9 protein-coding genes are annotated in these 13,845 nt (G+C 42.0%); 4 read left to right on the top strand and 5 right to left on the bottom strand.

The features are described 5' to 3' along the window. Nucleotides 1-9 precede the first annotated feature (9 nt). On the top strand, nucleotides 10-1,317 hold the full coding sequence (gene tilS / locus DW036_RS14040) for a tRNA lysidine(34) synthetase TilS (protein WP_118464947.1): 1,308 nt from the start codon (nucleotides 10-12) through the stop codon (nucleotides 1,315-1,317). 20 nt (nucleotides 1,318-1,337) lie between these two features. Here the strand turns inward: tilS and DW036_RS14035 are convergent, their stop codons facing one another. The 5 genes from DW036_RS14035 to DW036_RS14015 form a co-directional block, all read right to left on the bottom strand. Continuing rightward, the gene (locus tag DW036_RS14035) at nucleotides 1,338-2,105 is read right to left on the bottom strand and encodes a phosphatase PAP2 family protein (RefSeq protein WP_118464946.1); all 768 of its coding nucleotides are present in this window, start codon (nucleotides 2,103-2,105) and stop codon (nucleotides 1,338-1,340) included. Then, nucleotides 2,089-4,473, bottom strand: coding sequence for an outer membrane beta-barrel family protein (locus DW036_RS14030; protein WP_118464945.1), 2,385 nt, complete (start codon nucleotides 4,471-4,473; stop codon nucleotides 2,089-2,091). The genes DW036_RS14035 and DW036_RS14030 overlap by 17 nt, the downstream gene beginning before the upstream one ends. Before the next feature lie 388 nt (nucleotides 4,474-4,861). After that, a complete protein-coding gene (locus tag DW036_RS14025) occupies nucleotides 4,862-5,947 on the bottom strand; it encodes a HAMP domain-containing sensor histidine kinase (protein ID WP_118464944.1) in 1,086 nt (361 codons plus the stop codon). Next, a complete protein-coding gene (locus DW036_RS14020) occupies nucleotides 5,944-6,624 on the bottom strand; it encodes a response regulator transcription factor (RefSeq protein ID WP_118464943.1) in 681 nt (226 codons plus the stop codon). The genes DW036_RS14025 and DW036_RS14020 overlap by 4 nt, the downstream gene beginning before the upstream one ends. Nucleotides 6,625-6,712: 88 nt before the next feature. Then, nucleotides 6,713-7,543 (bottom strand): 4Fe-4S binding protein, encoded by an 831-nt coding sequence (locus DW036_RS14015; protein ID WP_118465229.1) that lies wholly within the window; start codon nucleotides 7,541-7,543, stop codon nucleotides 6,713-6,715. 290 nt (nucleotides 7,544-7,833) lie between these two features. On the opposite strand from DW036_RS14015, the gene rho reads away from it, so the two are divergent. The 3 genes from rho to DW036_RS14000 all read left to right on the top strand — a co-directional run bounded on the left by rho (nucleotide 7,834) and on the right by DW036_RS14000 (nucleotide 13,839). Further along, entirely contained in the window at nucleotides 7,834-9,888 is a 2,055-nt protein-coding gene (gene rho, locus DW036_RS14010; protein WP_118464942.1) for a transcription termination factor Rho, read from the top strand. Nucleotides 9,889-10,066: 178 nt separating this feature from the next. Beyond that, nucleotides 10,067-11,878 carry an ATP-binding protein gene (locus DW036_RS14005; RefSeq protein WP_118464941.1) on the top strand — a complete coding sequence of 604 codons (1,812 nt, stop codon included), beginning with the start codon at nucleotides 10,067-10,069 and terminating at the stop codon, nucleotides 11,876-11,878. Between the two features lie 152 nt (nucleotides 11,879-12,030). Further along, on the top strand, nucleotides 12,031-13,839 hold the full coding sequence (locus tag DW036_RS14000; protein WP_233560446.1) for a HAMP domain-containing sensor histidine kinase: 1,809 nt from the start codon (nucleotides 12,031-12,033) through the stop codon (nucleotides 13,837-13,839). The last annotated feature ends 6 nt before the right edge of the window (nucleotides 13,840-13,845 follow it).

The raw sequence follows: 13,845 nt of genomic DNA, 5'->3' as shown, positions 1-13,845 counted from the left end.
TGCACCATTATGAATAAAAAGAAAATAGCGCAATATATTGACCAGGAGAAGCTTTTCACACGAGAAGACAAAATACTGGTAACACTGAGTGGCGGAGCGGACTCAGTAGCTTTGTTGCGTCTACTTCTTGATATGGGGTACACCTGCGAGGCGGCACATTGTAATTTCCATCTGCGGGGCGATGAATCGGTTCGAGATGAAATGTTTGTCCGCGAACTATGCTTGCAACTGGAAGTTCCGTTATATATCCAACATTTTCAAACTACGGAAGAAGCGGAAAAGCGCCACATATCCATTGAAATGGCAGCGCGGGAATTACGTTATGCCTGGTTTGAACAGCTCCGTCTGCAACAAGGCGCCGATGTTATTGCCGTGGCCCATCATAAAGATGATAGTGTAGAAACTCTCCTGCTCAACCTTATCCGTGGAACAGGCATCAACGGGCTATTGGGTATCCGCCCCAAGAACGGAAACATTGTCCGTCCCTTGTTATGCCTCGACCGGAAAGAAATAACCGAATACCTGCAAGCAATCGGACAATCTTACGTAACGGACAGCACCAACCTGCGAGACGAATATACGCGCAACAAGATACGCCTCAACCTTTTGCCCCTTATGCAGAAAATCAATCCCTCCGTAAAAGAAAGCCTTCTCCGCACCGCAGAATATCTGAATGATGCAGCTCTCTTATATAAGAAAGGCATAGAAGAAGGTAAGCGGAAAGTACAAACCGGACAAGACATTCTGATCAGCGCTTTGCTACAGGAGCCTGCACCGGAAACTTTATTATTTGAAATTTTATCTCCATTAGGATTTAACGCTACACAAATCAAAGATATTTTCAACTCCCTGAATGGGCAACCGGGAAAGATATTCCTCAGCAGAGGATGGCGTGTGATTAAAGACCGGAAGTTTTTACAAATAGAACCGGTCTGTTCAGAAGATACTTCAACAGTATTCTCACCGGATGATCCTGCCCTGCCCTTTCGTCTGATAATGGAAGAATTAGAAGTCACGGATGATTTCGTCATTCCCCGCGACCGAAATACTGCTTGCTTCGATGCAGACAAACTAAAACAGCCCCTCACTGTCAGACGCTGCCGACAAGGCGACGCATTCGTTCCTTTTGGTATGACCGGGCGAAAAAAAGTCAGCGATTACCTTACTGATCGGAAGTTCTCCCTTTCCCGCAAAGAACAGCAATGGGTGCTTTGCAGCGGTTCCCATATCATTTGGTTGATAGGTGAACGTGCTGATAATCGTTTCAGAATAGACGCTCAAACACGGAAAGTTATTATCCTGAAGTTTATCCCTTAATTAATTGTAACAAGTATCTTTTAGAAAGTGATATGACAACTAATCCCTTTTTCTTCTTTTGAGAAATAAGGAGAAACAAATATATTCTTATACCGCTTACGGAAGAAAGTTTTTGTAATAGTTGGATAAAGCCAATAAGCCGCCTGGGTACTCAGTATTCCGATTCCGGCTCCGGCAAGCACATCTGTCAGCCAATGGCGATTATTGTACATACGAAAGAAGCCTGTGCCGGCAGCTACTGCATACCCGGCAACACCTATCCATGGAGAAACGTCCCAATATTCCTTACGCAAAAACTCCGCACCCATAAAAGCGGTTGCGGTATGCCCCGACGGGAAGGAGTTACGACTACTCCCATCAGGACGTTCTACACTGGCTGTCATTTTAAATGTGTTTACCGTGATACCCATTAGCGCATAGGCAGTGGCGAGGATTATGATACGATCCGTAAAGCTATGCCTTCCTTTTACACCACACAAATTCAAGCCATAAACAGCAAGCATCGGAGCATACTGCGAAAAATCATCAATCGTGAATTTACTGTCAATGTTTTCCCGTAGCTCATCGCGTAGCTCCCGGTTCTGATATTGCAGCCAATGGCTTTCCAGCCCGATGACCCCTACTCCAATCAAAGCTGCAGGCAAAATGACCTGCCGGATGCGGAAACGATAAGAGTTATTATCCATTACCCGAACCGTATCTGTTTTGGCAGAATCCTCCTGCGCCTGTCCGATCACTGAAAATGCACAAAGAACAAGCAATATAAGAATTTTACATACTCTCATCATATTCTAACTTCGCAGTGTGTTTTATACTCTTGTTTCCACCAAATGTATAAGAAATGCCGACATAGAAAATACGGGGATTACGGCGTTTTCCTACTTTCTGTTTCAATTCGGGTGTATCAAGCCTATACGACTTCCGATAGGTATCGAACAAATCGGTAACCGAAGCCAATACGGAAAGATTGATACTCGGGATATCATACTTCATACCCAGATTGATGCAAGAATCGGCATCTCTACGACCTTGAGGCACCAGTGTGACAGAACGATAACGTGCATTGAGCTGCATCATATAATGTTTGAACGCCATAAAGTTGGCATTGAACAACGTGCTCCATGAGAAAGTATTCCTGTGTCGTGAAAAGCCCAACTTTTCTGCATTGATCTGATTGAAATATCCGTTTGCATTCCAGATAAAAGAGAGCCAACGATTGATAGAATAACTCCAGATCAGCTCCAATCCTGCATTGTGACTCTGATCCAGATTCTCTTTAGTAGTCAGCAGTACGCCACCGTCTATACAGCGTGATACTTCGGTAATCTGATTGGTAAGATAGCGATAATAGACTGTAGTCATCAACGATGCATTTGTATTATTGTGCCACAGCCATCCCGCCTCCACCGAATGTATCTTCTCCGGTTTCAAATCAGGATTACCCGCCGAAAGACTGAGTGGATTGATACGCTCGGCAAATGGATTCATATCACTACCTTCCGGACGGTTCACACGAAGGCTATAGCTTAGTTGAAGTTCATTCTGCTCATTCAGTTTGCGGGAGGCATGTAATGTTGGATAAATATTGGTATAGTGCTGCTTCGTGATGCTGTCAAGAGAATAAAGATTGTTCCGGATATCAGCATATTCTCCACGCAGTCCGACCATAAGGCTCCACTCTCCCGGATTCATTTCTAAAGTAGCGAAGAAAGAATGAAGGGTGCGATGATGGGTAAAATCACTTGTACGGTCAAAATCAGGAATGAAAGCCGCGCCATCCCAGTTCTCCACATGATAATTCTGTTCGGCACGAAGCGCCTCCAGCTCATAACCCGCAGACAGTTTTGTCCGTTCCGACAAATGATGCCGCCAATGCACTTTTCCGATATGCAGATAATTGGCATCCCATACCCACTCATTATCTTTGGTGTCATTCTCCATTTGCATAGTAGAATATTCATTCTGTTCGTCTTCACTTTCGGAAGAATAAGTATAGTTCACGCTCCATTCATTGCCCTTTCCATAGGTGTGGGCATAGAGAAGGTTTCCTTCCCACATGTTCTCCCTGGCATCAGCCCTGCGATTGCGAAAATAAAAGTCTTCCAAATGATGATTTATATCTTCCGTAACAGATTCTATACGCTCACTTCGCAGGAAATGACGGCGATTATAGCTTCCTGAAATTTCCATGACATCATGCGCCGAAAGATTTGCTCCCATTCCAAGTCGTAATGTGTGCGACACGGGACGACCTGTGCCGAAAGTCGTCTGATTGATATATTCCGTGGGCGATGTACGATTGTCAAAAACACTACGGTCATAGCGATCTTGCCGGAAGGCATAGCCACCAAAGAAGTTTACCCCATTGATGCCGTAATTCAAATTAACTCCAGCATTGTAACGGTTGTGGCTACCGGTATTTGCCGTTAAAGTGCCATTCAGTCCCGCCTTACTCTCCTTTTTCAATACGATGTTGATAATACCGCTCACACCATCGGGTTTATACTCTGCCGAAGGATTAGTAATTACCTCAATACGTTCGATACTGTTTGCGGCAAGTTGATTCAGAGCATCAGTCCGTGTCCTGCCACTCATCAGTGCGGATGGTTTTCCATTAATAAGGATAGTCACATTCTCATTACCACGCAGGCTGACCGTACCTTCCAAATCCACCTCCACCGAAGGAATATTCTGCATCAAATCGCTTACCGAACCTGCCGAACTCATCAAATCCTGTTCTACATTAAATACCCTACGATCCAGTTTGGGCACAAAAGTGGATTTTCGCCCGGCTACCACCACCTCATTCAACACCTGACCTTTATCGTCAATCCACAATACACCGACATCAACCGTCTGATTGCCATTGCCTATGGCAAATATTGCAGATCGTGTTTCACCATAACCGACATAGCTACCCACCAGATAATATCGCCCCGTTGGCACATCTTCCAGCTGAAAGCATCCGATAGAATCTGTCATGGCTCCCGTCACAAGTTTTTGGGTTGTTGCCTCGTACAAAGCTATCGTAGCGAACTCCACCGGTACTTTATTCGTTTTACCGCTTAATATTCCTGTCACTTTACTGCCATTTCCTGCAGCGAATGCAATCGTAGTCCAACAAATGACCACGACGCCTAAAACAAATCTTTTCATACCTTTTTCTTACTTTTATCTCAAAATTCTGAGGCAAAAGTAAAAGGCAAATTAGAAGACATTTTGAATATTACTGGGGAAGACAATCTTTTTAAGGAGAATTTTTTAGAATACGTCAACTGATTATCAAAAAGACGTTGACGGAATTTATTCATTTCCCGTTAGAGGAATTTACAACTGCATAACGAGCTATTTTCCTACTACGACTGATCTTAGTGGAACACCAAGTGTATTACCACACAGATAGTTATGCTCTTTACAGCACTCCTATATAGCTCATATCGTATTAGTAATAAATAAATAGATACGCGGACGACGCGGACCCATTTAATTCATAACCGAAAAGCTTTGAAATAATTTCGCCAACAAATTACCTAACCTACATAATTCATACGCAGGAGTTAGAGGAGTTAAGCAGGCTAAAATGCACTGAAAACACATGGTGATTCTCTTCGAAAGCGTATTGCACCCTCCATCCATGGTAGTCGCAAATGGCTTTTACAATAGAAAGTCCAAGTCCATTCCCAGCCGCCTTTGTATCATCAGCACTGAAACGATGAAAAAGTGTACGGGCATCAAGAGATACCCCATCCGCCGGATTACTGACCGCAAAACAACTATCGCAAAGCAAAAGTCTAATCTCTCCATCCATTGCAGCAGTATGGCGAATGGTATTGACTACAAGATTATTCAACAGGCAACTTAGCAGAATCGTGTTTACCTTGTGCACAACATGACACGTCCGCTGGTCAAAAAAAGAAATGTTCAAATCACTGTGCAGTACATTGTAAGTAGGCATTGCCTCACGAATAAAGTTGCCTAAGTCGACCTCCTCCATCTCTGTGTACTGTGAATTCTCTATTTTTGCCAAGAGCAGCAAATTGCGGTTCAAATGTTCCATCCGGGTGTTGAGATCGTAAAGATCGGAAACAAGACTCATTGACCGCTCGTCCAGTTCTTCCTGCATCAACAAGTCCAGTTTACTGCGAATAATAGAAATAGGCGTTTGGAGTTCATGCGAAGCATTCTCGGTAAACTCTTTCTGTATACAATAAATCTCCTTATCTTTCTGCATCAGCTTTGCCAACGAATTGTTGAACCGGACAAATTCTTTTATTTCGGTTTTCTGAAACTGAGGCACTGTACTTTGCGCCAAGTTGAACTGTTCTGTCTTCCGCAACGTATCATCAAACGGCAACCACAGGCGATGTGTAATGAAACGCATCATAATAAACAAAGCAAGGCTCAAGACCAGAAAAATAAGCAGGAACTGAAGCATCATTCCCACCATAATATCCCGTTCTAAATCAATAGGTGGAATAGACGTCCCCAATTGCACCGCCTCGATAATATCTATCATATCCTCCGCATAGAAATACTTGGTGAGCAGGAAAAACACGGGAGTGGTCAGTATGAAGATCGCCACCGTACAGACAAGGAATCGGGAGAGTGTTTTATTCAAAAGACTTCTCATGACTCTATAGTCCATTTATATCCGGTTCCATAATATGTTTTAATGCAATCCGCCATACCCACATCCGCCATTTTCGCTTTTAAGTTTTTGATGTGGGCATAGACGAAGCTAAAGTCATTCATCATATCCGCCATGTCGCCGCTAAGATGTTCGGCCAATGCGCTCTTAGAAACAACGCGACGACGGTTTTCAATGAGGAATAACAAAAGTTCATATTCAGTTTTGGTCAAATCGAGTGTGACAGTTCCGACACTAACCACCTTACCGAGCAAATCAATACTTATCGGACCATTCTGTAAAGTATTACTGTTCGTAAAACATTTCCTCCTCAACAAAGCAAAGATACGCATACTCAGTTCCGGCAGATGAAAAGGCTTGGCTAAGTAATCGTCGGCACCGATCTTCAGTCCCGCCACTTTATCGTCCAAAGAATCCTTTGCCGACACAATGATGACTCCCGTCTGAGGCGATGTACTTTTTATTTTTCGCAGCACATCCAATCCATTTCCTCCGGGAAGCATTAAATCCAGCAAGATACAGTCATATTCGTAGAGTTCTACCTTCATGGCAGCCTCAGCAAAGGAAAAGGCTTGTTCGCACAAATAATCTTCCCGACACAGAAAGCTCACAATGCTGTCGGACAATTCACGTTCATCCTCTACTATCAATAATTTCATAGTTCCTAATTTTAAATACAGACACAAATGTATCGGAGAATTCTGTAGAAATTCTGAATGAAAGGAGTTTATTGCATGTAGGATTTAACTATAAAATAATCCGGCCCTCTTTCTGCCGCACAAAGCAGTCTGAAAGCAGTGAAGCAAACGGAGTATCATACGTACGCGCCTTAAACGAACATCCTTTGACGCATGCGCAACACTTTATGCACTTTTCGGCAATCGTATTGCATTCGTCACCTTTCAATATAGCTCCCGAAGGACAATGTACAGCGCAAACACCACAATGCGTGCAAAGTTCCACATTCACTTCCGGTACACGCGGCAAAGAAACACCACTTTTACGCAACTTTATCACCCGGCGCAGAAACTTGAACAACGGCAGAAAAGGCTGACGCGGGCGCTGAATACGATTCACATCCACCGGATACAAGTGTTCCATGTCAGTGGCGGCATTTATTTTCGTCCGTATCTTCGCACCAAATTCCTCCGCATATTGCAAATCATTTGCATCCGGACGTCCTGGGGCAATCGGATGTTGTTCCGTACTATACGAATGTTCTCCCACAAAAGTAGCTCCGGCAATGACCTTGAAACCCTGGGCAGAAGCAAATTCATCCAACTCTATCAAAGCCTTTTCATACGCGCGGTTACCATAAACCACTACCAGCACAACCGGAGCTCCCGATGCATGAATACCCTGCAAACGCTCCATAGCCAAAGGAGCTACCTTGCCGCCATACACCGGCACAGCAATAACAGTCAGTGTATTCTCCGGAATATCTACTTCTGCAGCATGTAGTGTTAAATTCGTAGTAGCAACATTTGTTAGTCCTGTTCCGCGAACAATTGCCTCGCCAACTTGTTTAGAAGTACGAGTAGGCGAAAAATAGATGAAATGAACTTCGTTTATATCCATAAATATATGCGCTTTTTCTTGGTTTATCAAGCAAAGATAAAGTTTTAAAATTAAAAAAAAGACGAATTGTTTATGAAACCAAAAATATTTATTACCTTTGCACCGTTGAAACATTCTGTAAACTCCTAAGTGCGGGTAGCTAACAGTTTTCCGGTTCAATAATAAATATCCCATAATCATTATATTAAATAAAGGTATATTTGCCACGTTGCTTGTGACGACAACCGCAGCCGTGTGAACATATCTGTCCAATAACAAAAGAAATTTTAAACCATTCACATATATACTGTATGTATAATATCATTCAATTGAACGACAAAAATTTGTCGGAACTTCAATCTATTGCCCAAGAACTGGGTATTAAAAAGACAGACTCACTAAAAAAAGAAGAACTTGTTTACAAGATACTTGATGAACAAGCCATCGCAGGTGCTACCAAAAAGGTTGCTGCTGAAAAGCTGAAAGAAGAGCGTAAAGTGGACAGACAACAGAAACGTACCCGCGTGACCGTAAAAAAAGAGAGTACTGACAAAGTCTTCACCGCCAACAAAAATGGCGACCTCACTAAGGCAAAAGCTGAAGCTTCAGCAGCAGCCGCTAAAGTACAACCGGTAGCAGAAGTAGTAAAAACACCGGTAGCAGAGGCTCCTAAAGCACCGGTAGCGGAAAAAGAAGTAGCTGTAGCAACTACAGCAGCTCCTGAAAAAGCTGAAACACCTAACTCTACAAAGCGCAAACCGGGACGTCCGCGTAAAACTAAGGTAGAAGAAAAAGCTCCCATACCCGCACCTGTACCTGTTGCAAAAAAGGAAGAACCTAAGAAAACTGAACCGGAATTGAATTTTGAAACAGAAGCGCCTAAGGTTAGCAAGAAAGTCGTAGTGGAAGACAGTCCTATCTTGTCAGAACCCGAAGATGACTTCATCCCTATCGAAGACCTTCCGACCGAAAAAGTGGAACTTCCTTCCGAACTTCTCGGCAAATTTGAAGCAACTAAAGCTGAAACACCCGCAGTTCCTGTAGTTGAATCTGTTCCTGCCAATCAACGTCCGCGCCTTCGCCCCCGGGACAACAGTAATAATGCTCCTTACAATAATAATAATCGGAATAACAACCCACGTCCCGTACAACAGCAGCGTCCTGCACAACAGAGTGCTAACAATGAGAATTATTCTCCCGCCCCCGAACGCAGACTTGTGGTTGAACGTGAAAAAGTATACGAATTCGATGATATCCTGACCGGTACAGGTGTATTAGAAATCATGCAGGATGGTTACGGATTCCTTCGTTCTTCCGACTATAATTACCTTTCTTCACCGGATGATATTTACGTATCGCAATCTCAAATTAAACTGTTTGGCCTGAAAACCGGTGATGTCGTAGAAGGTGTAATCCGTCCTCCCAAAGAAGGTGAGAAATATTTTCCATTAGTAAAAGTGGAAAAAATCAATGGGCGTGACCCGGCCTTCGTACGTGACCGCGTACCATTTGAGCATCTCACGCCATTATTCCCCGACGAAAAATTCAGATTATGCAAAGGTGGCTATTCAGACTCTATGTCTGCTCGCGTAGTAGACCTCTTTGCTCCTATCGGTAAAGGCCAGCGTGCATTGATCGTGGCACAGCCTAAAACCGGTAAGACCATCTTGATGAAAGATATAGCCAATGCTATCGCAGCAAATCATCCGGAAGTCTACATGATTATGTTACTTATCGATGAACGCCCGGAAGAAGTAACCGACATGGCACGCACTGTAAATGCTGAAGTCATTGCTTCCACTTTTGACGAACCTGCCGAACGCCACGTGAAAATCGCCGGTATTGTGCTGGAAAAAGCCAAAAGACTGGTAGAATGCGGTCATGATGTAGTGATCTTCTTGGATTCAATTACACGTTTGGCACGTGCTTACAATACAGTATCTCCGGCTTCCGGTAAAGTACTTTCCGGTGGTGTGGACGCCAATGCACTTCATAAGCCCAAACGTTTCTTCGGAGCTGCCCGTAATATTGAAAACGGTGGTTCACTCACTATTCTTGCTACTGCCTTGATTGATACAGGTTCCAAGATGGATGAAGTTATCTTCGAAGAATTCAAGGGTACAGGTAATATGGAATTGCAGCTCGACCGCAATCTGTCTAACAAACGTATCTTCCCAGCTGTCAACATTGTTGCTTCCAGCACCCGTCGTGACGACTTGCTGCAAGACAAGCAAACGTTGGATCGTATGTGGATACTCCGCAAATATCTGGCTGACATGAATCCGATTGAAGCTATGGACTTTGTGAAAGACCGCATGGAAAAAACCAAAGATAATGACGAGTTCCTAATGAGCATGAATAGCTAAAACTACAGCTAAAAAAGACAAAATCAACAATAAATAGGATTATATATACAAAAAGGGCGAGACATTTTCGGATATCTCGCCCTTTTTATTTATTTTTGTCGCAAATAATCAGATTTCATTATATAAACATTTAATTAATCAGGTGAGGCTCAGTAAAACGATCATACTATTTTTGTTGATGCTATTTTACAGTGCTTACTACATCCAATCGAAAAATATGGATTTGGTAAATGAGCGTACACACCTAATGGAGTACTTGATGGATAATAATCTGGCCTATTCTCAAGAAGTCAGATTGCATGATATCACCCAGTGGGAAGACGAGCTTGTTGACGCATTTCGTAACAAGAAGGACTATAAACACATGTTCCTCATGCAGCAAATGGCTGCCTATGCACTTGTATCTGATGGACATGTCAATGAAGCATTGGAAAAAGCAAATGCCATGCTACAGCAAGCTACCTTAATGAAATATGACATAGGAATAGCCATATCACACTATGCCATTGGTGATACTTATCTCAATGCCAATATGAATAATGAAGCTATTGAGGAATATGAGATAGCCATACAAAAGCTATATAAAATTGCAGATTCCGAAAAATTACAAGAAAAAGTACTCATCCAATTAATCCCCACACTCATCAGATCAGGACGATTAAACGAAGCTAAAGACTATTTGGAGCAGATGGAGCAAGTAAAAGACTATAGACATAGCCGCTTCATAGAAAATATCTTTCAAGCCTATTATTATCTCCACGCAAATAATCTGGAACAGGCTCGGGAATACATTCAGGAGGCAGAAGAATGGTATGAATATTATCCATTCTTTTTTCACAGTTCTATTTTGAAATACATCCAAGCCGAATATGCCAAGCAAATCGAAGATGACGAACAAGCCATAAAATTATATAATGAACTGACCATTAGCACCAGTAGCGCCAATGTCTACAACAGATATCTGAAGATGAAGAATTCATTGGCACGGCTGTATATCAAACGTGGAAGAGCCAAAGAAGCATGCGAGATATTTCAGGATATCAATGCCGCACGAGATTCTATCAATGCGCGTAACTACTCCTCGCAAATTAATCTGTTGCGAACCATATATCAGGTAGACCGACTTGAAATGGATAATCAAAATGAACGTAACCGATTATTGTTTTATTCTATCATGGGGTGTATCCTTATTTTAAGCATATCCATTGCATCGGTACTCTACATCCGTAAGATCAATAAACGACTGATAGCATCCAGGCTAAAACTGGAAAAAGCACGGCAAATTGCAGAAAATTCCATCCGCACCAAGAGCGTTTTTCTGTCGAATATGAGTCATGAAATACGCACGCCTCTAAATGCTTTATCCGGCTTCTCTGCTATCCTGACGGATGCTAATATTGATATCAGTACCCGGCAACAATGCAATGAAATCATTCAGCAGAATTCAGATTTACTGTTGAAACTCATTGATGATGTCGTAGATCTTTCTAGTCTGGAAATCGGCAAAATGCAATTTCTTTTCGCTAACAATAATGCTGTAGCTATATGCCGGAATGTAGTGGATACGGTAGAAAAGATAAAACAAACATCCGCTTCTGTACTGTTCCAAACTTCTTTAGAGAACTTGGAAATCTATACAGATGAAGCACGTCTTCAACAATTACTAATCAACTTACTGATTAATGCCACTAAATTTACCACAGAAGGAAGTATTACTCTTTCATTAGAAAAACAGTCAGAAGAAGTTGCTCTGTTTGCCGTATCAGATACAGGTTGTGGCATAGCCCCGGAAAAACAGGGTACAATATTCAATCGTTTCGAAAAGCTGAATGAAAATGCGCAAGGTAGTGGATTGGGACTTTCCATTTGCCAACTGATTGTGGAACGTTTCGGTGGAAAAATATGGATTGACCCCGAATACAAGAATGGTTCCCGTTTCCTGTTTACCCATCCTATTGCCTCAACTGGCAGAAAGGAGGTATCAGAATGAAACGTCTCTTATTTATAGTAGTCCTTTTACTTCAAATCTTTTTCACATTTGCAAACAGACCAATCAAACGATCATCTGTTACCGATAGTCTTATAACAGAGTTGCAAACACTTCCACATGACACGACCAGACTAAAATTACTCGAAAAGCTTGTGCTTACGGAGCAGAATTCTCCGCATTATATAGAATATGCAGAAGAAATGTTCAACGAAGCGCAGCGTCAAAAAAATGCTAAATACATCTGTAGCAGTACCTATTTTAAAATTCTATATTACTATAATAAAGAAAAAATAGACAGCGTCAGTAAATTGGTTGATTATGTAAAACCCATTGCTGAACGCATGAAATACTACCGTTTGTACTTCAACGCACAAAAACTGCTTATATATACCTATATTTATAGCGAAAAGTATGAATATGCCATCAATGAAGCATTGGAAATGCTCAAGATAGCAGAAGAACTGGATAATGTAGATGGATGCATAGCTGCATATTCATGTCTGGCAAGTGCCTATCATGAAACCAATCGCAAGAAAGAAGAAGGAGAAGCGCTACGCAAGGCCTATCAATATGCTTCCGAGCAAAAGACAAGCAGTACGCAAGTCAATGTTTTGGGCCAACTGATTATGTTCAGCAATGACCAAAATGATTATAAAAAACTGAAAGTATATTTAGATGAAAACAAGCAGCTAATGGAGGAAATGTTAGCCTGGGACCCTGACATGTACGAGTCTTATTTCAACCTCTATCTATTTTCAACAGTATTCCAGTCCTACTACTATACAGGTATAGGAAAAACCGACTCTGCCCAATATTATATAAAGAAGGCACAAGATTTCATAACTCCTCAAAGTTATCTCCCTTACATAACCATGTATCATGATGCCTATGCCAAGTACTATCACCACACTAAAAATTATCAAAATGCATTAGTACACATGGATTCTACTCTGATATATATGCAACAATCTAAATCGGCATTAACGGAATACGCCAAACAATTATCCCGCAAAGCTGATATCCTGCTGGAAATGGGCCAATATGCAGAAGCATTACCACTATACGAAAAATCTAATCACATTCAAGATTCATTGACTGCTGCCATATCAGCCAAGCAATTGGAAGAAATCAAAGAAATATACCATCTTAACCAGCTAGTATGGGAACGCGGGAAACTCAGGAATCGTGTACAAACCAGTATTCTCCTGAGCCTTGGAATCATACTTGTGCTATGTATCACTTATATGCTCCGCATCAACCGAATACGAAAAGCATTGAAAATTTCAAAAAAAGAGACCCAGAAAGCCACACGTCAAACAGAGCGGGCCAATGAAATGAAAAACCGTTTCTTGTCTAACATGAGTCATGCCATCCGGGTTCCTCTGAACGGAGTATTGGGTTTCTCACAAATCATAGCAAACGAAGTGGAAATTGACGAGCCTACCCGTAAAGAGTATGCAGACATCATTCAGCAAAACACTGAACAGCTAATGCGTCTGGTAAACAATGTTCTTGATCTATCCCGTCTGGAGGCTGGTATGATGAAGTTCCAATTAAGTGACTATGACATTGTACAACTTTGCAAGGATTCCGTAGGAATGGCACAAATGCAGAATTCAACCTTGCATATTCATTTCCACAGTGACATTGACGAGTATATTGTTTATACTGATACAAACCGGATGATGCAACTCATCGTCAGTATTCTTACTTGCCCCTCTCCATCTTTCAAAGAAGAACGTGATATCCAATTCACTTTAGATAAAAATGGAGAAATATTATGCTTCAAGATCACGAACTCTCCATTGGCAGACCTCAATTATGCCAATCAGGACTCTGCTTTACGTAACGATGTCAACCTTTTATTACTGAAACACTTCGGTGGTACTTATCAGGTAATCCATGACAGTAAGGAAGGACCGACTATTCTTTTCACTTATCCTGCTACCTCAACTGAATAATATTCT

It is taken from the genome of Bacteroides sp. AF39-11AC (genome assembly GCF_003474285.1).
Taxonomy (GTDB): domain Bacteria; phylum Bacteroidota; class Bacteroidia; order Bacteroidales; family Bacteroidaceae; genus Bacteroides.
This window is presented reverse-complemented; position numbering and strand designations above follow the sequence as displayed.

Coding starts and splice junctions, on each gene's coding strand:
- tilS (WP_118464947.1), top strand. CDS start 10: ATGAATAAAAAGAAAATAGCGCAATATATTGACCAGGAGAAGCTTTTC.
- DW036_RS14035 (WP_118464946.1), bottom strand. CDS start 2,105: ATGATGAGAGTATGTAAAATTCTTATATTGCTTGTTCTTTGTGCATTT.
- DW036_RS14030 (WP_118464945.1), bottom strand. CDS start 4,473: ATGAAAAGATTTGTTTTAGGCGTCGTGGTCATTTGTTGGACTACGATT.
- DW036_RS14025 (WP_118464944.1), bottom strand. CDS start 5,947: ATGAGAAGTCTTTTGAATAAAACACTCTCCCGATTCCTTGTCTGTACG.
- DW036_RS14020 (WP_118464943.1), bottom strand. CDS start 6,624: ATGAAATTATTGATAGTAGAGGATGAACGTGAATTGTCCGACAGCATT.
- DW036_RS14015 (WP_118465229.1), bottom strand. CDS start 7,543: ATGGATATAAACGAAGTTCATTTCATCTATTTTTCGCCTACTCGTACT.
- rho (WP_118464942.1), top strand. CDS start 7,834: ATGTATAATATCATTCAATTGAACGACAAAAATTTGTCGGAACTTCAA.
- DW036_RS14005 (WP_118464941.1), top strand. CDS start 10,067: ATGCTATTTTACAGTGCTTACTACATCCAATCGAAAAATATGGATTTG.